Genomic DNA, 19760 nt, shown 5'->3' with positions numbered 1-19760 from the left:
CGTCAGGCGTCGCCGCCGATCAGCTTCTGCATGAACCGGTGCGTGCCGAGGACCACCGCCGCGCGGTCGGGGTGATTGCGCCGGGCCACGTCGTCGGCGTTGCCGCCCGCCACGTGCACCGGTCCATGTGGCAGCCGCTCCAGACCCTCGGCGGCCACGTCCGCAGGCTCGGCCACCCGCAGACCCGGTAGGTCGAAGTTCAGCCCGACCCGCTCCATGGCCGGGGTGCGCGTCACCCCGAGCACCAACTCCAGTACGTGCACGTCGTGATCGCGCAACTCCAGCCACAGGCTCTCGGCGAAGATCCGGCCGAATGCCTTGACCCCGCCGTACACGGAGTGCCGCACCGACCCCAGGTAGCCGGCCATGGACCCGACCAGCAGGATGCCGCCGCGGCGGCGCTCGCGCATCGGGCGGGCGTAGTGCTGGACCAGGGCCATCATGGCGGTCACGTTGAGGTCGATCACCCGGCCGAACTCCGAGAGCTCGCCGTCGAGGAACTCCTCGCTGCACGTGTTGGCGCCGGCGTTGAAGATCAGCAGCCCCACCTCCAGATCCGCCGTCGCCGTCATCACCTCGTCCACGCCGTCGACGAGATCGACTGCCAGCGTGCGTGCCTGGACGCCCAACTGGCGGCAGCGGGCCGCCGTCTGCTCGAGCGGACCCTCTTTGCGGGCCACCAGCACCAGATTGATACCCGCCTGGGCGAGCAGGGCGGCGAACTCCGCGCCCACCCCCTCGGAGCCGCCGGCGATCACCGCCCAGGGGCCATAGGCGCTCAGATCCGTCATGTCGTCGATCATCTCGCCGCACCGGGTGTGGGCAACACGCGCCCCCGACGTGCGCCGCGCGGAGGAGGGGGCTTCCTACGATCACCTGCGTGGCTGATCGCTATGGCTCCGACATCCTCGCCGACGACCCGCACCGGGCCCGACGGCCCCGCTCCGTCGAACGGCCGATCGAGATCGGACTGGTCGTCGAGGACGCGCAGACCGGGTTCGTCGGCGCGGTGGTGCGGGTGGAGTACGGCCGGATGGAACTCGAGGACCGGCACGGCCGTACCAAACCGTTCCCGGTCGGCCCCGGGTATCTGATCGACGGCGAACCGGTGATCCTGACCGCACCCAAGAAGGCGCCGCCGAAGGCCCCGGCGCGCACCGCGTCGGGTTCGGTCGCGGTGGCGGGGGCGCGCGCCAAGGTCGCCGCCGCGAGCCGGATCTACGTGGAGGGCCGCCACGACGCCGAGCTGGTCGAGCAGGTGTGGGGGGAAGACCTACGCATCGAGGGGGTGGTCGTCGAATACCTCGGCGGGGTCGACGATCTGACCGCCGTGGTCGCGGAGTTCCGGCCCGGCCCGGGCCGCCGGCTCGGTGTGCTGGTCGACCACCTGGTGCCCGGCTCCAAAGAGGCCCGGATCGCCGAGGCGGTCCGGCGCGGTCCCGGCGGCGAGCACACACTGGTGGTCGGTCACCCGTTCGTCGACATCTGGCAGGCCGTCAAACCGGCCCGGCTGGGGGTCGCTGCCTGGCCGGTGATCCCGAAAGGGCAGGACTGGAAACACGGCATCTGCGCGGCACTGGGCTGGAAGCACCGCGATCAGGCGGACATCGCCGCCGCGTGGCAGCACATCCGCTCCCGCGTCCGGGACTGGACCGACCTGGAACCCGAACTGATCGGACGCGTCGAGGAACTGATCGACTTCGTCACCGCACCGGTGTAAGCACGACAACGTGTCCGACAGCCTCTTCGACGTTCCCGGCGACACGCCGCCCGCCACCGGGCCGGTCGGAGCGTCGGTGCCGCTGGCCGTGCGCATGCGGCCCGCCTCGCTCGACGAGGTCGTCGGCCAGGAGCACCTGCTCACCACCAACGCCCCACTGCGCCGGCTGGTCGAGGGCTCCGGCGCGGCGTCGGTCATCCTCTACGGCCCGCCGGGCACCGGCAAAACCACCCTGGCGTCGCTGATCTCGCAGGCCACCGGCCGGCGCTTCGAAGCGCTCTCGGCGCTGTCGGCCGGCGTCAAGGAGGTCCGCGCGGTCATCGACCAGGCCCGCCAGGCCGCGATCCGCGGCCAGCAGACCGTCCTGTTCATCGACGAGGTCCACCGGTTCTCCAAGACCCAACAGGACGCGCTGCTGGCCGCCGTCGAGAACCGCGTGGTGCTGCTCGTCGCCGCAACCACGGAGAACCCGTCGTTCAGCGTGGTGGCTCCGCTGCTGTCGCGGTCGCTGATCCTGCAACTGCAACCGTTGACGCCCGACGCGGTGGCCACGGTGCTGCGACGCGCGATCACCGACGAACGGGGGCTGGCGGGCAGGGTTCCGGTGTCCGACGAGGCCGTCGACCTGCTGGTACAACTGTCGGCCGGTGATGCGCGCCGCGCGCTGACCGCGCTGGAAGTCGCCGCCGAGACCGGCGAGGTGACCGTCGAGGTCATCGAACAGTCCCTCGACAAGGCCGCCGTGCGCTACGACCGCGACGGGGACCAGCACTACGACGTGGTCAGCGCGTTCATCAAGTCGGTGCGCGGCTCCGATGTCGACGCGGCACTGCACTACCTGGCGCGGATGCTGGTGGCAGGGGAGGACCCGCGCTTCGTGGCGCGCCGGTTGATGATCCTGGCCAGTGAGGACATCGGGATGGCCGATCCGACCGCGCTGCCGCTGGCGGTGGCCGCTGCCCAGACCGTGCAGCTGATCGGCATGCCCGAAGCGCAACTGACGCTGGCGCACGCGACCGTGCACCTGGCGACCGCACCGAAGTCCAACGCGGTGACCACCGCCCTCGGCGCGGCCATGGCCGACATCCGGGCCGGCAAAGCGGGTCCTGTACCAAGGCACTTAAGGGACGGGCATTACAGCGGAGCGGAGAAGCTCGGCAACGCGGTCGGCTACCGCTACGCCCACGACGACCCGAACGGGGTGTCATCGCAGCAATACCCGCCCGATGAGCTGGTCGGAGTCGACTACTACCAGCCCACGAATCGCGGCGCCGAACGGGACATCGGGGCGCGTGTCGAACGTCTCCGCGCCATCGTTCGGCAGTCGGAGAATCCGTAGACGCAGCTATCTGACCAGCGGATGTAGGCGGGTTACGTCCGCCCGTTGGACGCATACAGCGCCCGGTCGACCGCGCGCAGATTGCGCCCGCACCGCTCGCTGATCGCCTTGCACACCGTCAGGTACTCGATGTACGGCGGGTACTTGTTCGGAGACGGGTCGGCCATCTCGCCCATGTGCACCAACGAGGCGACAGCACGAATGTCGATCACAGTGTGGATGTCTGGTCGCCACACCATCAGCAGCGATGACGCCATCGGCACCTCGACGCCCTTGAGCAACCTCAAGACCAGATGCTGGATCGGCAGCGGCGCAGTGAGTGCTGTCGCGGTGATGTCGTGGATCATCTCGTCGGTGTTCGACGCCATCCGCGACTTCGCGCGCTGACTCTTCCAACGCCCGACCGTGATGAAGTCCGCGCGGTCGTAGTAGCCACGTTCACGCACCCGCGCGCCGACCTGGTTGAGCACCTCGTCATCGGCTGGCTCGTTGTAGCGGTCTGCCCAGTGGTCAATCCAACTCGCGTCAATCATGGGCGCAGTATCGCCGCCCACGAGATTGCCGTGGTCCTATTTCGGCGTGTCTGCGCAGTGCCGTTACCTCGCTGCCTGGACACCTGTGGGGCCGCTCGGACTGCTACTGCCCTTTGAGACGCTGGCCTATCGTCCTCAGCTGCTGGTCAATGTCGCCGAGAGAGTTAATGATCTCCAGCTGCGAGGCCAGCATCAGTCCGAGCATCTCGTTGAGTCTCTGCACGCCCGCCTCAGGGGTCTGGGAGTGCGTGTCGGCCTCGACGTGGGCCTTCATGTAGTCGACCAGCGTCTGACAATTGGTCAGAGCTGCTGGCACCGTCACGGTCCTCAGGACATTGAGCAGTTTCTCGTCCACCATTTGGCATCTCCTGTCACTTTCGGGTTGATCCGAGGTTATGGGAGCGAGGCTGCGATTTCTGGGAAGTTTGCGGTCGACAGGCCGGACTTTCTGCTCAGCGGTATTGCCCGCTGGAACCGTCCGCCCACGGCCAGGACTCAGATGCTGGTGTCGACCGGCCCGTAGTCGACGCCGTACACCGCTTCACGGACCCGGTCATCCGGCGTCACCACAAAGTGCTTCCCGCCACTGCCGCGCGGCAGAACACCGGGCGGGAGCATGCCGCCCTCCACCACCACCGGCTCATTACGGCGGAACTGGTCGCGCAGGAACGGCGGACGGCGCATCTTGCCGACCCTGCCGAACCGCTCGTGACGCTTCTCCTCCAAGTCCCATAGCGCCCGGTACAGCGGGCCGATCCCATCCGGCCCGATCTGCCCGACGCTGGGATTCTCCGCACGGCGCGCCATCACGCCTCCCGCTGCCGTTTGCGGTCCCAGCGTTGGGCGACCGCTTTAACGTGACGCTGGGACTTGGCCCGCCCATCACCGGGATGGACCTTGGCGACCAGCTCGACCACTGACCGCTGAGTGTGGCGCAGCTCGGTGGCGATCTTCAGCTTGGTGGTCGCGGTTTCCTCGGCGGCGAACATCTCCTTGAGCACCTCGGCGCGGTCGGCCATGTCGCACGCCTGCGCGATGACGTGTAGCTCCTGCTCGGACCACTCCAGCTGGTACCCGCCCTGCTGGGAGGCGTGGGCCAGCGCCTTGTCCAGGTCGATGCGCAACCGGCGACCAGCGGTCAACTTCGGAGTCATACCGGCGATTCTAGGCGTGCAGGTGCGCGAAAACCGTTGCTGGACAATGCGATACCTAACACTGACAAAGGTTGCCACACAACGGTATTCGGACACAGGGCCAGAAACGCCCACCGACCAGCGGAAACACGCACCCCATCGAGACCCCATGCGCGACAACAGATTACGACAGGCCAAAAATAGGGTTTGACCTGCGGTTTTGGTCGTACTACTCGGGTTGCTTCCGACCCCGTAAGCGGTCCGGCCTCGGATGGGGGTAGCGGGGGTTCCCCCCTGGGCAAGTTTCCGCAGGTCAGAGACCTGCTGACACGATCATCGTGTTAGCTGATTGGGTTCTGTCGGCACCATGCTCTGTGGGCGGAATCGCTTGTGCCGCAATAGCTTTCGATCTGTTCTATCGCGTTGCGTAACAACGGTTTTCGGTTGCGAGTCAGGGTAGGACGCCGGGGTGAGGTTCTGGCTGCCGTCGCCAGTTCCAGGCTCGGGCTGCGGAGTCGCGGGCGGAGACGTAGGCGTGACACCGCGAGCAGACCCCTACGAGCTGCGGTTGCCCGTTGATGAACTCGGCGTCGGTTCCACCCTCGGCGTCAGGGGTGACGTGGTGGACCTCGGTGGAGGTCACTGTGCAGATGCCGGGGATGTTCAGCCAGCACGTCGGGTAGCGGTTCAGGACGCGGCGGCGCAGTTTCTCGGGGAGTCGTCGTGCGCCGTTGCGGGGTCGGGTGCGGCGGTCGCCGGTCCAGGCCATCGGGTCTCCCTCGGTGTGGTGGTGCCCGCTGGCCGCGCTATGGCGGGTGGGCCGTGTCACGCGGCCAGCGGCACCCTGTCCCTGGAGGCGGAGTAGCCACCTCAAGGGCGACACCTCCAGGGCCAGGAACTGTGGGCTAGCTGCCTTCCATGCCGACGCGGACGACGGCTGCCTCGTGGGGGAAGGCGAATCCGACGCGCAGCACGGCGCGGATCGCGGTCCTGTAGCTGGAGAAGAACGGAGACGGGTCGGCCACGACCTCGGGGTCGTTTCTCAGCACCACGAACACGCGGTCTCTCGGGATGAGCCAGGCGGTGCCCTGCGCGCAGGCCGGTGCTGAGTGGATGCGCACGCCGAGCGCGGAGCGTCCGGTGACGGCGGTGGCGTCGACTCCGAGCAGCGGCTGGTTGCTGTCGGTGCTGACCTTCGCGGTACTGAGTGCCAACACGTCGACCGGGTTGGCGACGAGGGAGAAGTTGGGCAGCCCGTCGACGGGGTGGATCGTGGGCGCGCCCGCATTCTCGGCCAGCGAAACAGCCTCGGCGATGACATCGAGTGAGCCGTCGAAGTTCAGCGTGGTCTCGGTTACCCCGGTCAGGGACTCCAGCCCGTTGGGTCCGTTGGTCACGGTGTCGCCGAGCCATGCGGCGTCGAGCTTGGTCCGCAGATCGCGGACAAGCCCCTGCCCGACAACATCGAGCGCGGACGGATCGGAGTCGGCGACCAGCTCGTTACTGACCACGGTCAGACCCTTGAGACCGGACGGGGTGACGACGACCTCATCGACATCGGGGTCGGAGACCGGGATCTCCGCGCCCTCGGGCACCCACGCGGTATCGGGGTCGGAGACGACGACCGGGAAGCGCATCGAGTGGCTGTCGGTCTGCACGACCGTGGAGGTAACCATTGCGACCGAGCTGGTGATGAGCGGCTGCACGACAAGAGCCGCGATCTGCTCGGCGCTGAGGATGGCCGCGCCTGTGGAGCTGTTGAGTGCCATCGGAGTTGCCTTACGTGTGAGGGTGTCTCGGGGATGCTCACGGTGAGCGGTCACGCTCTAGCCGTTGGTGCCTCACGAAGGCGAACAGTGCTGCGGGTGGCTGCGACGCGCAGCCGGTCCCACTGTGGCGAGTCTAGCTGCCCTTGATTGCGTCTGCCCACGACGCTTTACCGGCACTGCCTCCACCGTTGGTGGAACCCTGCTGGAGGTTCGGCGCTGGCGTTCTCGGTTGGCGGGCGAACCCGTAGTCGGCGACGACCGCCGCGAGCGTGCTCACGATCTTCTCGGCGTCGGGAATGCCGTTGTCGTCCAGCAGCTTGTCCATGTCGGCGGCGACCAGCTCGGCGACCCTCGGGGCGTATCCGCTGCCAGCCACCACCGAGGACACGATGGCCTGTCGGGTGCGGGTCAGGGTGTCGGCCAGTTCGTCGCGCTGGCGTTCGGCGTCACGCAGCCGCAGCCGGTACCGCTTCTCCCGGTTGGTGCGGCTGCCGTCGTCGGCGTCGTCGTCCTGCTCGGCGTCGTCCCGGTCATCCTCGTGCTGGTCGTCAGTGTCGGCGTGGTGCTGGTCGCCCGGTTCGCTGTCGGGAGAAGGGGCGGCGATGGCGCCGGTAGCGGAAGGTGTTGCCGGCGGCGTGCCTGTCGACGGGTCCGCTTGTCCTGCAACATTGTTCGTATTGTTCTTCACTGTCATTCTGTGAGTCCTTCCAGGGTGGCGGGTATCTGCGGCCACGTGCGGCGTCGCACGCCGTCTGTGAGCCACTGCACGCGGGTGTGCAGGGTGGCGGGCACGGTGTAGCCGAGGTGGGCGAGCAACGCGCGCTCGGTCGGCGTCGCTGGCCGCTCGGTGACCACGTTGCTGCGGAAGTGGCGACTACGGAAGTCCGCTTCCTGTCTGCTGTCCTCGGCGTTCTGCACGGCGGGCGGCAGGCTGTCGAACACGAGAACGCCGCGCGCTGGGCAGGGGCGGTGAGCACCGATACCCGACAGATCAACATTGTCAGTCATTATCCTGCCTCACTTGGGCTTTCGTCATCTCCATCATCCGCGCGCACGGTGGCGTGCAGCTTCCCGGCGACCACGCCGACGAGACCCGGTTGCGTGGCAGCCCACACGCGGCATGCCTCCAACGCTGGGCAGCGGCGGCAGATCGAGATGCACTGCTCCACCCGCACCCGGTTGCCGGTCTCGGCCTCGATGAAGTGGCCGCGCTTGGTGGCGCACAGGGCACCGTGCAGGCGGGGTGTGTCCCGTAGCAGCTCGGCCAGCAGTCCGACCGTGCCAGCCTCGGCGACGGTTGGGCGGGCACCCATCAGCGACACCTGTACTGGTCGCGCAGCCGGTCGAACACGCCGCCCACGTCCACGGCCACAGCCGCTATCGACTGCCCGGTGAGCGAGCACGCCCCGTGCGCGAGGTCGCGCGCCGACACCTGCGAGCCGCTGCACAGCTCGTAGATGGTCGGAAGCTCGTCGCGCTGCATCGCCTCGGCGAGCGCGACGACCTCCAGGGTGGCGGTCACCATGTAGTCGGACGCGCCCGTGTCGGTGGCGATCCGCAGCACCTCGGCGCGCAACTCGTCGGCGGCGACACCCTCGGCCAGGACGGCGGCGAGCAGGGACACCCCGGCGATGACGAGCCAGCCGGGGTTACAGCGGCTCTCGGCGATGACGGCGCAGCACTGCAACGGGTCACCGTGGGCGGCGTGCTGCGCGGCGGTGATGGCGTCGGCCCATGCCTGCGGTGGCGGTGTCGTGGTCCAGGTTGGTGCGGTCATCGGGTCTCCTCGGTGTCCATCGTGCCGACCAAGCGCGATACCTGTTCTCGCTCATCTGCGCACCAAACTTGCTCGGCAACTGCCGTGGAATTGGTTGGCGTGCCCGAGGTTTCACAGCCGGGGAAACAGGGGTGCAGGCTCGGGCAGCCTGGACAGCGGTAGCCGCTCACGGGTGGTCCTCCGCGCCGGTCGTGAACAGTGTCGTATCTGTCGGAAGTGTCGTATTCGCTGGTGAGCGGGTAATTCCGTTCGTCGTGTTTCCGACATTTCCGACAGGTGGTGTCGGATTCGGTTGCCCGTAATCTGCATCCTGATCTGCACTTTCGACAGTTCCGACACTTCCGACAGGTGCATACGTACCCCGGCTCACCTTGCTGATGTACTGGTCGTCGGCGAGCCGCTGGAGCACCTTCCCGGCACTGTTGTTGTCGATGCCGAGGTGCTCGGCGAGGTCGGTCGGGGTGGTGGTGGACCGGGAGTTCACGTACCGCAAGGCGTCCATCGACCGGGTGCCCAACCGTGACTGTTGGTCTCGCTCGGCGCGCGTGGCAACTGTGGCGGCAGCGTCGAAGATGTCCATGCCGTCAAGCGACCAGATACCGTCGTCGGTCTTTACGGCGTACTCGTTCTCGGCGATGTCGCGGCCCGTCACCGCCAGCACACCCTCGGCACTCTTGCGCTTGCGTGACAGCACGAGGACGTAATCAGCCGACCCGGCGATTCCCTGTGTGCCCGAGAGGGTGTCGAGCCAGTCGTCAGCCTTCATCTTGCGGGTGTGGTGGACGACCAGCAGCGCGGCACCCGGCACCGCGTCGATGACGGCTTTCAGTGAGCCGCCGAGCTGATAGTCAGCGATATACGGGTCATCGCTTGCACGCCGCTGCTGGCGGGCCTTCCCGAGGGTGTCGAGGATGACCAGCGGCGAGGTCTCGTCGCCGCTGTGCCGTTCTAGCCACTCGGTGATCGTGGGGATGACGGTGTGCGGCTTCACCTTCGTCAGGATGTGCAGCCGCTCCGGTAGCGGCTGGCCGTGGTTCAGGCGGCGCATACGCGCCTGGAGGCGGCGCGGGCCGTCCTCCAGGGCCAGCAGCAGAACGTGCCGCCCTTGCACGTTGATACCGCCGAGCACGGTGCCGCCCTGGGCGCAGCCCAACGCGATCTCACCGGCAAGCCAACTCTTGCCCGCCTTCGGTGGACCGGCCAGAATCCCGAAACCTTCCACGACGAGGTGCGGCACATGTTCGACCAGGGGGGCGAACGTCATCGCGTCGAGCTGGGCTGCCGACAGCAGCTCGGTGAGCAGCGAGTCGGATTGCTGACCGTTCGCGGTCGTGCGTTCCGATCCGGTACCCGCTGGCCGCTCGTCATCGTCCTGGGCGACAGCATCGGGCGGTTCGACAGGTGGCGGCACCTCGGCGTACGGGTCGCTGCCGTTGGTGCCGCACAGCGTGCCGTGCCCAAGCTCCAGCGCTGCGACCAGAGGACGCGGCGAGTTGTCGTACACCTCGCGCCCGTCGTCCAGGACACCGAGCAGCTTGCGGCTCACGCGGCACGCTCCGAGCAGACTCCGCGCAGACGTTGCGCCAGCACACGATCAGCGCCGCCACGCCGCCACAACCGGCGCTGCACATCGACGGGCACGGCGGGACTCAGCCCGTTGTCGAGTAGATGCAGCGCGGCTGCCGACCAGCCGTCAAGCTGATGATCGGTCACCTGCTGCACGCCGTCGCGGCACTGGCACAGCCAAGGGTCTCGGCACCCGCACGCCAGCGGCTCGCTGCGGTGGGCGGCGTCGCGGCGGCGCTCAAGCTGCGCCGGAACGTCGTCGCCGGGTCGGCTTATCATCGTGGTGTTCCCTTCAGCTCGGAACTTTGGAGCGCCAGCGCCGACCTACCCGGCGCTGGCGTTTCGCTTTCAGTCGGTGGACGCGGCGTCGATGCGCTCGTGCAGCGCGGCCAGCAGCTCGGCGGGACGGTCGGACAGCGACACCACGTAAGCCAGCAGTTCGACGGACTCCAGCAGCATCACCGCGACAGGCACCCCGGCAGAGCGCAGAATCTCGGTCATGCGGTCGGGGTCGCCGCTGGCACGCGCCTCGGTGGAGTCGAGCACCGCGTGAGCGCCTACGGTCTGCTGCGCTCGGAACATAGCTCGGCGTGCCTCCACTAGTTCGGGGTCGTCGGGACTGCGCACACCTCGGGCGAGTCCGGCGACGCGGGCGCGGTGATGGGCAACGTCCTTGGCGATGTTGCGTTCCTGCTTGCGGCGTTCACGCCGATTAGCTGCTGTCGGGGTCATGCCAACGATGCTAAGCAGCGTCGATGACTAGATACGTTGCCCAGTAACCACTTCCATGACAGTGATTGACAATGCCGGTACACGCGGTCGATGGCATGTATTCGCTGTCACCGACCGCGACAGATAATGCCGCTGGTCAACGTCGGTCCACCTGGTCAAAGGTGAGGTTTCAGTGAGAGTTTCGCGCGTCGGGCGTCCCAGATCAGCTCCTGACCCCGGTCCTCGTGGATGTCCAGCTCCTCGATCTCGCGGATGTCCGGCTCCTCGATCTCGTGGATGTAGGCGAACATCTGGACGTAGTCGAACATCGACCAGATGTAGAGCAGGGCGGCGAGCAAGCGGAAGAAGGCCATCTACAGCAGCCGGGAGAAGGTGATCCTGGAACTTGCGGGAGAAGGTGATCCTGGAAGTTCCTCGGCGTGTCGACCAGCGCGGCGTGTCGCTGTCTGTAAGGGAACCGTTGCCGCACAGTCGATTACCGGCAGGAGTTTGTCACTCGATGACTATGGGTGAGCTGGTGAGCTGCGTATACCGGCGCGTGCAGCGTTGCTAGAGTGCGCCCGCTGATTGCCGGGTTGATGTACCGAAACCCGTTGGTGGACAAACGCCTAACAGTTTCGGCGAGGTAGTCGGGCGCGGTGTGTACCTTCGCTGCCGTGACGACGACGAGCGCCGAGCGCAGCGACAGAATCGCTGCCGCCGTGCGCGCTGTCGTGGACCAAGCGCCACCGCTCACGACCGAGACCGTGCAGCGGCTCGGGCAGCTCATGCAGGTGCCGCTAGCGCTTCCAGGTGATGCGGACCCCGTCAGGGCTGAAACCCTTCACGCCGCGTCCTAGCGGCACGATCTCGACATCGGCGAGATAGTCAACGATGGCGCGGCGCTGCCCGAGCGTGAGGGACTGCCACAGCGCCGGGATGTCGACGGCGTCCTCGGGAATGATGTCCAGCGGGCTTCGGCCACCGATGCTCGCTAGCTTCTCGGTGATCGTCTCCGCGCGCGCCTTCAACCGCTTCGAACCCGCCGCAAGCTGAGTGCGGTCAATCTCGCCGTCGCCGTACGACTCGGCCAACTGCTCCAAGCGCTGCCGAATCACGTCCTGCTCCGCGCGCAGCGATGCCGCCTCGGCGGTGTCGTCGCAACGCTTGGCGCTGTCGACCAACCTTGGCCGCGACAGCCGCTCAACCATCACAGCCTCCACGTAGTCGTCCAGCTGGTCGGCCCGACGCGAGACGTGGCCGCTCGTGACCGACGAATCACGGTTCGTGCAGCGGTAGGCGGGCGGTCGTTGCCTCCCACCCGGTCGGCCCACTGACAGCTTGCGTTCACCGCACACGCCGCAGATGTAGACGCCGGAACCGAGATGCTTGGGCGTGGCACCGCCTCCAGGGTTGGTGCGCCGGTTGGGGTCGGCCAGCACGGCGCGGGCGGCCTCCCACGACTCACGGGGAACCAGCGCGGGCCACGCTGCCTCCCCGACGATCTCTCCGAGATGAACCGACAAGCCAGCAATGCGGGGCGACTTCACCAAGTCCCGCAACGACTGCGAGCGCCAGCGCTTCCCCGTCGATGTCGGCACGCCGCGCTCATTCAGGTCACGGACGATGGACCGCAGCGAGATACCAGACCTGACCGCCTCCACCATCTTGACGACCTCTGCAGCCTCCACGGGATCGGGCACCATGCCGTGCTTGTCGTAGCCGTACGGTCGCTGCCCGCCGTGGTACTTACCGTCCTTGGCCTGCTGCACGCGCGCCGCCTTGATCCGCTCGGAACGGTGCTCAGACTCGTAGCGGGCGCCAGCGCCGAGCTGGCGGGCACCGTAGCGACCCGCAGGGGTCGCAAGATCGAAAGCTCCAGCGGTGACGGTGTGGGTAAGAACGCCGCGCCGCTCCGACAAGTCGATGTAGCGCTCCAGCTCCTGCGGCGAGTGGTGTAGCCGGTCGTTGTGCCACGCCAAGATGACGCCGACCGCGCCAGACTCCACGGCGGCAAGCATCGCCTCATAGCCTGGTCGCCGCTTCCCGCTGTAAGCCGAGATGTCGTTGTCCACGAACACGCGCGCCACCGACAGGCCGAGACGGTCGGCCAGTTGGCGGCAGTCACCTTCCTGCCGTTCGACGGCCAGACCTGCGCCCGTTCGGTCCCGGCTCACGCGGCAGTAGATCGCGGCGGGCGGGGGAGTGGCGGCGGGGTCGTTGCTCATGCTCGCAGTATGCCACCGATGGATGCTGTAAACGCAGAGTCGCTAAGGCCGGTCTGGTCCCCGCGCACCTGCGCGACGGCCACTACGCGGGGGCGGCGAAACTCGGCAACGCCGTCGGCTACCGCTACGCCCACGACGAGCCGGGAGGTGTTGCCGCCCAGCAGTACCCGCCCGACGAACTCGTCGGCGTCGACTACTACCGGCCCACCGGTCGCGGCGCCGAACGCGAGATCACCACCCGCGTGGAGAAGCTGCGAGCCATCATCCGCCGCGCCCGCGGAAGAGAGTGATCCCGGCTGGTCGGGGGCCCAGCCGGGATCACGCGAACAACAGGATCTGTCGGGTCAGCGCATCAGTCCCGAACGACGACGGCCTGCCACGCCGGTCCCGCGCCGGCCCATGAGCGCGGCGACCAGGGCCACGCCCGCCGCGGCCACGACGACCTGGACGAGGAGTTCGAGCCAGTCGATCCCGCCGGTGGCGGTGGGGATACCGATGGCGTTGGCCAGCGCGGTACCGACCAGCGCGCCGACGATACCGACCAGAATGGTCAACAGGATTCCGATGGGTTGTCTACCCGGCAGGACGAGGCGGCCGAGGGCGCCGACCACGATGCCGATCAGGATTGCGGTGATGATGCCGGTGACGGTCATGTCTCCTCCAAGCGTTCGGTGGCCGCAGGCATACCCTGGGCGAACACGCAATAAACGCCTGCGTCAATGACACGCTCGTAGGCTCGACACCGTGCACACCGAAGTTCTCGACCTCGACACGTCCCGTCGGCGAATTGTCGACCTCACCGCCGCCGTCCGGGATTTCTGTGCCTCGCGGGGCGACGGACTGTGCAACGTGTTCGTCCCGCACGCCACCGCCGGGGTCGCCGTCATCGAGACCGGGGCCGGATCCGACGACGATCTGGTCGACACCCTGGAACGACTGCTGCCGCGTGACGACCGCTACCGCCATGCGCACGGCTCGCCCGGGCACGGCGCCGACCACGTCCTTCCCGGCCTGGTCTCACCCTCGGTGACGGTCCCGGTCGGGCAGGGAGCGCCCCTTCTGGGCACGTGGCAGAGCATCGTTCTGGTGGACCTGAACCGAGACAATCCCCAACGTCAGGTCCGGCTGAGCTTCGTGTCGGGCTGAGCACGCCGACCGGTACTGTGGTGCGGTCGAGTATTCGCAGGTGGCGCCGAACAGGCGCAGCCGCACCCAGAAACGGTGAGGACAGCAGGACGTGCAGACACACGAGATCAGGAAGCGCTTCCTTGATCACTTCGTGAACGCGGGACATACCGAGGTGCCCAGCGCCTCGGTGATCCTCGACGATCCGAACCTGTTGTTCGTCAACGCCGGCATGGTGCAGTTCGTGCCCTACTTCCTCGGGCAGCGCACCCCGCCGTGGGACCGGGCCACCAGCGTCCAGAAGTGCATCCGCACCCCCGACATCGACGAGGTCGGGATCACCACCCGCCACAACACGTTCTTCCAGATGGCCGGCAACTTCAGCTTCGGCGACTACTTCAAGAAGGGCGCCATCGAGCTGGCCTGGACGCTGCTGACCAACCCGGTGTCCGAGGGCGGTTACGGGTTCGATCCCGAAAGGCTCTGGGCCACCGTTTATCTCGACGATGACGAAGCCATCGAGTTGTGGCAGGAAGTGGCCGGCCTGCCGCTCGAGCGCATCCAGCGCCGCGGGATGGCCGACAACTACTGGTCCATGGGCATCCCCGGACCGTGCGGGCCGTGCTCGGAGATCTACTACGACCGCGGACCCGAATACGGCGTCGAGGGCGGACCGGAAGCCAACGAGGACCGCTACATCGAGATCTGGAATCTCGTGTTCATGCAGAACGAGCGCGGGGAGGGCACCAGCAAGGACGACTTCGAGATCCTCGGCCCGCTGCCGCGCAAGAACATCGACACCGGCATGGGTGTCGAGCGCATCGCGTGTCTGCTCCAGGGCGTCGACAACGTCTACGAGACCGACCTGGTCCGTCCCGTCATCGACCTGGTCGCCGCGATCGCCCCCCGCGGATACGGGCAGGGCAACCACACAGACGACGTGCGCTACCGCATCATCGCCGACCACAGCCGCACTGCGGCGATCATCATCGGCGACGGTGTCAGCCCCGGCAACGAGGGTCGCGGCTACGTGCTGCGTCGGCTGCTGCGCCGCATCATCCGGGCGGCCAAGCTGCTCGGCGTCGAGCAGCCGATCATGGCCGACCTGATGACCACGGTGCGCGACGCGATGGGGCCGTCCTACCCGGAACTCGTGGCCGACTTCGAGCGCATCCAGCGCATCGCGGTGGCCGAGGAGAGCGCGTTCAACCGCACCTTGGCCTCGGGCTCACGGCTGTTCGACGAGGCCGCCCGCGCCACCCGCGCCACCGGCGCGAAGGTGATCTCCGGTGACGACGCGTTCACCCTCCACGACACCTACGGCTTCCCGCTCGAATTGACCCTGGAGATGGCCGCCGAAGCCGGCCTGTCGGTCGACGAAGCCGGTTTCCGCACCCTGATGGCCGAGCAGCGGCAGCGCGCCAAGGCCGACGCCGCCGCGCGCAAGCAGGCCCACACCGACCTGTCCGCCTACCGCGAACTCGTCGACGCCGGCCCCACCGAGTTCACCGGCTTCGACGAATTGTCCAGCGAAGCAAGGATTCTCGGTATTTTCGTGGACGGCAAGAGGGTGCCGGTGGTGTCCCACGACGGCCTGGCCGCCGACCGGGTGGAGCTGATCCTCGACCGCACCCCGTTCTACGCAGAATCGGGCGGACAGATCGCCGACGAGGGAGAAATCACCGGAACCGGCTCCTCGCAGACGGCCAAGGCCGCCGTCGGCGACGTCCAGAAGATCGCCAAGACGCTGTGGGCGCACCGCGTCACCGTGGAGTCCGGCGAATTCGTCGAGGGCGACACCGTGATCGCCGCCGTCGATCCGCGCTGGCGGCACGGCGCGACCCAGGGGCACTCGGGCACCCACATGGTGCACGCGGCCCTGCGTCAGGTCCTCGGACCCAACGCGGTGCAGGCGGGTTCGTTGAACCGGCCCGGGTACCTGCGTTTCGACTTCAACTGGCAGGGCGCGCTGACCGAGGACCAGCGCACGGCCATCGAAGAGGTGACCAACGAAGCCGTCGAGGCCGACTACGAGGTGCACAGCTTCACGACCGAACTCGAGCGCGCCAAGGCGATGGGCGCCATGGCGCTGTTCGGCGAGAACTACCCCGACGAGGTGCGGGTGGTCGAGATCGGCGGCCCGTTCTCTCTCGAGCTGTGCGGCGGCACCCACGTGCGCAGCTCGGCGCAGATCGGCCCGGTGACGATCCTCGGGGAGTCCTCGGTGGGTTCGGGCGTGCGCCGCGTCGAGGCGTACGTCGGGCTGGAATCGTTCCGGCACCTGGCCAAGGAGCGGGCCTTGATGGCCGGGCTGGCGTCGTCGCTGAAGGTGCCCTCCGAGGAGGTGCCCGCCCGGGTGGCCACGCTGGTGGAGAAGTTGCGGGCCGCGGAGAAGGAACTCGACCGGCTGCGGCTGGCCAACGCGCGCGCCGCAGCGGCCAACGCCGCCGCCGGCGCCGAGCAGATCGGCAAGGTCCGCCTGGTGGCGCAGCGGATGGCCGGCGGGATGTCGGCGAACGACCTGCGCTCGCTGGTCGGCGACATCCGCGGCAAGCTGGGCAGCGACCCCGGCGTGGTCGCGCTGCTCTCCGAGGGAGACGACGACACCGTCCCGTTCGTGGTGGCGGTGAACCCGGCGGCGCAAGACCTCGGTCTGCGCGCCAACGAGTTGGTCAAGGTGCTGGGAGCGGCGGTCAACGGCCGCGGCGGGGGCAAGGCAGACCTGGCACAGGGGTCCGGTAAGGGGGCGGCGGGTATCGACGCTGCATTGGCGGCGGTACGCGCGGAGATAGGCCGGAGCTGACCCGGTGGCCGCCACCGACTGGACCCGCCGCATGCCCGACCGGCCCGGCGGCGACGAATCGTCGCCGGACCCCGGACGCGGCCGCCGGCTGGGCGTGGATGTCGGCACCGTCCGCATCGGAGTCGCGGTCAGCGATCCGGACGCCGTGCTGGCCACCCCGGTGACGACCGTGCCGCGCGAACGGCGCTCCGACAAGCATCTGCGACGGTTGGCGGCGTTGGTCGGTGAATACGAGGCGGTCGAGGTCGTGGTCGGGCTGCCCCGCACGCTCGCCGACCGAGCCGGATCGTCGGCCAAGGACGCGATCGAGACGGCGGATGCACTGGCCGAGCGCATTGCGCCGGTGCCGGTGCGGATGGCCGACGAACGGTTCACCACCAGCAGCGCGCAGCGCTCGTTGCGCGAGGCGGGCGTGCGGGCGCGCGGACAGCGATCGGTGATCGACCAGGCCGCGGCGGTGGGAATCTTGCAACACTGGCTGGACCAGCGGCGGACGGCGTTGTCCGCGCACCGAGGGGTCGGGGATGTCTGACGATTGGCACAGTGACCGTGCGGAGCCGCTGGCGGTCGGACCGCCCCGGCATCGGATGACCCGCCGGGAGCGCATCCGCGAACAGCGCTATCGCCGCCGCCGCAAAGTGGCCGCCGTCGTCGCGGTCAGCGGTCTGGTGGTGGTGGTCGTCGTCGCGGTCTTCCTCGGGTCGCAGCTCTGGCACTCGGTGTTCGGCGGTTCCAGCGGCGACTACGCCGGTGACGGCGTCGCCGACGTGGTGATCCAGGTGCACGACGGGGACTCCACGACCGCCATCGGCCAGACCCTGCAGGACAACAACGTCGTCCGCACCACCAAGGCCTTCGTCGAGGCCGCCAACGGCAACGACGCGATCTCGGCCATCCAGCCCGGTTTCTACAAGGTCCGCACCGAGATCCCGGCGGCCGACGCCGTGGCGCGACTGGCCGACCCGGCCAACCGGGTCGGGAAGTTGGTGATCCCCGAAGGTCGCCAGCTCGACGACCTCGAAGACGTCAAGACCGGCGCCGTGACCGACGGCATCTTCACGCTGATCTCCAAGGCCTCGTGCGTGGACCTCGACGGGGACCAGACCTGTGTGTCGGCCGAGGCGCTGCGCGAGGCGGCCGGGTCGGCGACCCCGGCCGCGCTCGGCGTACCGAAATGGGCCAACACCGCGGTCGAGGCGTTCGGCGCCGATCACCGCCGGTTGGAAGGGCTCATCGCGCCAGGCTCCTGGAACATCGACCCGTCGGCGGAACCCCAGGAGCTGCTGTCGACCCTGATCGCGCGCAGTGCCGCCCAGTACGAGAGCAACGGGCTCCTCGAGTCGGCCGCGACGGCGAGGATCTCGCCCTACGAGGTGCTGGTGGTCGCGTCCCTGGTGCAACGGGAAGCCATGGTCGAGGACTTCCCGAAGGTCAGCCGGGTCATCTACAACCGGCTCGCCGAGAACCGCACCCTCGAGTTCGACTCGACCGTGAACTACCCGCTGGATCGCATCGAGGTCGCCACCACCGACGCCGACCGCGCCCAGATGACCCCGTGGAACACCTATGTCCGCCCCGGTCTGCCGGCCACGCCGATCTGCTCGCCGAGCCTCGCGGCGCTCAAGGCCGCCGAATACCCGGAACCGGGCGACTGGCTGTACTTCGTCACCATCGACATGCAGGGCACCACGTTGTTCACGCGCGAGTACGAACAGCACCTGGCCAACATCCAACTGGCCATCGCAAACGGCGTCCTCGACTCTGCACGATGACCACGGCCCCGCGCCGGGCGGGCGTGCTGGGTTCGCCGATCGCGCATTCTCGGTCACCGCAACTGCATCTCGCGGCCTACCGCGCCCTCGGCCTGACCGACTGGACCTATGACCGCATCGAGTGCACCGGTGAGCACCTGCCGGCGGTGGTCTCGGCGTTCGGGCCCGAGTGGGTCGGGGTGTCGGTGACCATGCCCGGCAAGATCGCCGCGTTGCGTTTCGCCGACGAGGCGACCCCCCGCGCCCAGCTGATCGGTTCGGCCAACACGCTGGTGCGGACGAACTCGGGATGGCGCGCGGACAACACCGACGTCGACGGAGTGGTTGGCGCGTTGACCGGCCACCGGCCCAGTCGCACGCTCGTGATCGGTTCGGGCGGAACCGCGCCGGCGGCGGTGGTGGGCCTGATCGATTTGGGGGCGCGGCACGTCACCGTGGCGGCCCGCAACGCCGACAAGGCCGCGCCGCTGCTCGACCTCGCTGCGCGTTGCGGTGCCGAGGCCGAATACCGCCCGCTCGACGGCGGCCTGGCCGTCGACGAAGTCGAGGTGATGGTCAACACCGTGCCCGCGGACGCCGTGGCCCCGTACGCTCCGGTGCTGGCCGGTGTGCCGGTGTTGCTCGACGCGATCTACGACCCGTGGCCCACTCCTCTGGCCGCCGCGGTCGCGGCGGCCGGCGGCCAGGTGATCAGCGGTCTGCAGATGCTGCTGAACCAGGCCTTCACCCAGGTCGAGCAGTTCACCGGCAGACCCGCGCCCAAAGAGGTCATGCGCGCCGCACTCGACGCCGGCTGAATCGGTGTCGGGGAGGCGACCGGCACGGCCTTAGCCTGAATCGGTGGGGGAGGTCGCCGCCGTCGTCGTCGCGGTGTGGTTGATCGCCTTGAGTGCGTTCGACTTTCGTGTTCGTCGGTTGCCGAACTGGCTGACGTTGCCGGGGGCCGCGGCGATCCTGACCGCCGCGGCGATCTGCGGTCACGGGTCTGCCGCTGTTCTCGGCGCCGCCGCCCTGTTCGGTCTCTACGCGGCAGTGCACCTGGTGGTCCCGCGTGCGATGGGGGCGGGGGACGTGAAACTGGCCGCCGGTCTCGGCGCGCTCACCGGAGCGTTCGGTCTCGACGTCTGGCTGCTCGCAGCGCTGGGTGCGCCGGTGTTGACCGTGGCGGTGGGCGGGTGCTCGCTGGTGCGCGGAACCGGTTCGGTGGTGCCGCACGGACCGTCGATGTGCGCGTCCACCGCGGCGGTCATTTACTTACATACCGCAGGTATGTATTTTTGATCC

The 19760-nt window shown here is 68.2% G+C and carries 25 protein-coding genes and 1 pseudogene; 9 read left to right on the top strand and 17 right to left on the bottom strand.

Going from position 1 to position 19760, the window contains the following annotated elements; genetic code table 11:
• Positions 1-2 precede the first annotated feature (2 nt).
• Positions 3-791, bottom strand: a complete 789-nt coding sequence (locus ACAG25_RS07410; RefSeq protein ID WP_370487686.1) for an SDR family NAD(P)-dependent oxidoreductase — start codon at positions 789-791, stop codon at positions 3-5.
• Between the two features lie 89 nt (positions 792-880).
• Between ACAG25_RS07410 and ACAG25_RS07405 the strand changes: the two genes are divergently transcribed.
• Together ACAG25_RS07405 and ACAG25_RS07400 are read left to right on the top strand one after the other, a co-directional pair.
• Complete coding sequence (locus ACAG25_RS07405) at positions 881-1720, top strand: DUF3097 domain-containing protein (RefSeq protein WP_370487685.1); 840 nt, start codon at positions 881-883, stop codon at positions 1718-1720.
• A gap of 10 nt (positions 1721-1730) precedes the next feature.
• Positions 1731-3059 carry a replication-associated recombination protein A gene (locus tag ACAG25_RS07400; protein WP_370487684.1) on the top strand — a complete coding sequence of 443 codons (1329 nt, stop codon included), beginning with the start codon at positions 1731-1733 and terminating at the stop codon, positions 3057-3059.
• 32 nt (positions 3060-3091) lie between these two features.
• Here the strand turns inward: ACAG25_RS07400 and ACAG25_RS07395 are convergent, their stop codons facing one another.
• From ACAG25_RS07395 to ACAG25_RS07325, 15 genes are all read right to left on the bottom strand, one after another.
• Complete coding sequence (locus tag ACAG25_RS07395) at positions 3092-3592, bottom strand: hypothetical protein (protein ID WP_370487683.1); 501 nt, start codon at positions 3590-3592, stop codon at positions 3092-3094.
• A 103-nt stretch (positions 3593-3695) separates the two neighbouring features.
• A complete protein-coding gene (locus ACAG25_RS07390) occupies positions 3696-3947 on the bottom strand; it encodes a hypothetical protein (protein ID WP_370487682.1) in 252 nt (83 codons plus the stop codon).
• Positions 3948-4087: 140 nt separating this feature from the next.
• A complete protein-coding gene (locus ACAG25_RS07385) occupies positions 4088-4399 on the bottom strand; it encodes a hypothetical protein (protein WP_370487681.1) in 312 nt (103 codons plus the stop codon).
• Positions 4399-4746 carry a hypothetical protein gene (locus tag ACAG25_RS07380; protein ID WP_370487680.1) on the bottom strand — a complete coding sequence of 116 codons (348 nt, stop codon included), beginning with the start codon at positions 4744-4746 and terminating at the stop codon, positions 4399-4401. Before ACAG25_RS07380 ends, ACAG25_RS07385 begins: the two co-directional genes overlap by 1 nt.
• Before the next feature lie 430 nt (positions 4747-5176).
• Positions 5177-5554 carry an HNH endonuclease signature motif containing protein gene (locus ACAG25_RS07375; RefSeq protein WP_370487679.1) on the bottom strand — a complete coding sequence of 126 codons (378 nt, stop codon included), beginning with the start codon at positions 5552-5554 and terminating at the stop codon, positions 5177-5179.
• A 76-nt stretch (positions 5555-5630) separates the two neighbouring features.
• Entirely contained in the window at positions 5631-6548 is a 918-nt protein-coding gene (locus ACAG25_RS07370; protein WP_370487678.1) for a phage major capsid protein, read from the bottom strand.
• A gap of 79 nt (positions 6549-6627) precedes the next feature.
• Positions 6628-7188, bottom strand: a complete 561-nt coding sequence (locus ACAG25_RS07365; protein ID WP_370487676.1) for a hypothetical protein — start codon at positions 7186-7188, stop codon at positions 6628-6630.
• Positions 7185-7502 carry a hypothetical protein gene (locus ACAG25_RS07360; RefSeq protein ID WP_370487675.1) on the bottom strand — a complete coding sequence of 106 codons (318 nt, stop codon included), beginning with the start codon at positions 7500-7502 and terminating at the stop codon, positions 7185-7187. Before ACAG25_RS07360 ends, ACAG25_RS07365 begins: the two co-directional genes overlap by 4 nt.
• The gene (locus ACAG25_RS07355; protein WP_370487674.1) at positions 7502-7807 is read right to left on the bottom strand and encodes a WhiB family transcriptional regulator; all 306 of its coding nucleotides are present in this window, start codon (positions 7805-7807) and stop codon (positions 7502-7504) included. The genes ACAG25_RS07360 and ACAG25_RS07355 overlap by 1 nt, the downstream gene beginning before the upstream one ends.
• Positions 7807-8271: a hypothetical protein gene (locus tag ACAG25_RS07350; RefSeq protein WP_370487673.1), complete on the bottom strand. Its 465-nt coding sequence runs from the start codon at positions 8269-8271 to the stop codon at positions 7807-7809. Before ACAG25_RS07350 ends, ACAG25_RS07355 begins: the two co-directional genes overlap by 1 nt.
• Positions 8272-8437: 166 nt before the next feature.
• The gene (locus ACAG25_RS07345; protein ID WP_370487672.1) at positions 8438-9817 is read right to left on the bottom strand and encodes an AAA family ATPase; all 1380 of its coding nucleotides are present in this window, start codon (positions 9815-9817) and stop codon (positions 8438-8440) included.
• A complete protein-coding gene (locus ACAG25_RS07340) occupies positions 9814-10116 on the bottom strand; it encodes a hypothetical protein (RefSeq protein ID WP_370487671.1) in 303 nt (100 codons plus the stop codon). The genes ACAG25_RS07345 and ACAG25_RS07340 overlap by 4 nt, the downstream gene beginning before the upstream one ends.
• Positions 10117-10185: 69 nt before the next feature.
• The gene (locus ACAG25_RS07335) at positions 10186-10569 is read right to left on the bottom strand and encodes a hypothetical protein (protein WP_370487670.1); all 384 of its coding nucleotides are present in this window, start codon (positions 10567-10569) and stop codon (positions 10186-10188) included.
• A gap of 155 nt (positions 10570-10724) precedes the next feature.
• Positions 10725-10922 carry a hypothetical protein gene (locus ACAG25_RS07330; RefSeq protein WP_370487669.1) on the bottom strand — a complete coding sequence of 66 codons (198 nt, stop codon included), beginning with the start codon at positions 10920-10922 and terminating at the stop codon, positions 10725-10727.
• Positions 10923-11348: 426 nt separating this feature from the next.
• On the bottom strand, positions 11349-12776 hold the full coding sequence (locus ACAG25_RS07325; RefSeq protein ID WP_370487667.1) for a recombinase family protein: 1428 nt from the start codon (positions 12774-12776) through the stop codon (positions 11349-11351).
• Positions 12777-12811: 35 nt separating this feature from the next.
• Here ACAG25_RS07325 and ACAG25_RS07320 point away from each other — a divergent pair.
• Positions 12812-13066, top strand: a pseudogene (locus tag ACAG25_RS07320) (replication-associated recombination protein A); the annotation flags it as partial.
• 54 nt (positions 13067-13120) lie between these two features.
• Here the strand turns inward: ACAG25_RS07320 and ACAG25_RS07315 are convergent.
• Positions 13121-13429: a GlsB/YeaQ/YmgE family stress response membrane protein gene (locus ACAG25_RS07315; RefSeq protein WP_370487666.1), complete on the bottom strand. Its 309-nt coding sequence runs from the start codon at positions 13427-13429 to the stop codon at positions 13121-13123.
• Between the two features lie 91 nt (positions 13430-13520).
• Between ACAG25_RS07315 and ACAG25_RS07310 the strand changes: the two genes are divergently transcribed.
• The 6 genes from ACAG25_RS07310 to ACAG25_RS07285 all read left to right on the top strand — a co-directional run bounded on the left by ACAG25_RS07310 (position 13521) and on the right by ACAG25_RS07285 (position 19757).
• The gene (locus tag ACAG25_RS07310; RefSeq protein ID WP_370487664.1) at positions 13521-13922 is read left to right on the top strand and encodes a secondary thiamine-phosphate synthase enzyme YjbQ; all 402 of its coding nucleotides are present in this window, start codon (positions 13521-13523) and stop codon (positions 13920-13922) included.
• A gap of 91 nt (positions 13923-14013) precedes the next feature.
• Positions 14014-16704, top strand: coding sequence for an alanine--tRNA ligase (gene alaS / locus ACAG25_RS07305; protein ID WP_370487663.1), 2691 nt, complete (start codon positions 14014-14016; stop codon positions 16702-16704).
• A gap of 31 nt (positions 16705-16735) precedes the next feature.
• Positions 16736-17236, top strand: coding sequence for a Holliday junction resolvase RuvX (gene ruvX / locus ACAG25_RS07300; RefSeq protein ID WP_370487775.1), 501 nt, complete (start codon positions 16736-16738; stop codon positions 17234-17236).
• Positions 17229-18476, top strand: coding sequence for an endolytic transglycosylase MltG (gene mltG / locus ACAG25_RS07295; protein WP_370487662.1), 1248 nt, complete (start codon positions 17229-17231; stop codon positions 18474-18476). Before ruvX ends, mltG begins: the two co-directional genes overlap by 8 nt.
• The gene (locus ACAG25_RS07290) at positions 18473-19273 is read left to right on the top strand and encodes a shikimate dehydrogenase (RefSeq protein ID WP_370487660.1); all 801 of its coding nucleotides are present in this window, start codon (positions 18473-18475) and stop codon (positions 19271-19273) included. Before mltG ends, ACAG25_RS07290 begins: the two co-directional genes overlap by 4 nt.
• A 43-nt stretch (positions 19274-19316) precedes the next feature.
• A complete protein-coding gene (locus ACAG25_RS07285; protein WP_370487658.1) occupies positions 19317-19757 on the top strand; it encodes a prepilin peptidase in 441 nt (146 codons plus the stop codon).
• Positions 19758-19760: the final 3 nt, after the last annotated feature.

Origin of the sequence: Mycobacterium sp. pV006, assembly GCF_041287115.1 — a bacterium.
In the GTDB taxonomy this organism is placed as follows: Bacteria; Actinomycetota; Actinomycetes; order Mycobacteriales; family Mycobacteriaceae; genus Mycobacterium.
This window is presented reverse-complemented; position numbering and strand designations above follow the sequence as displayed.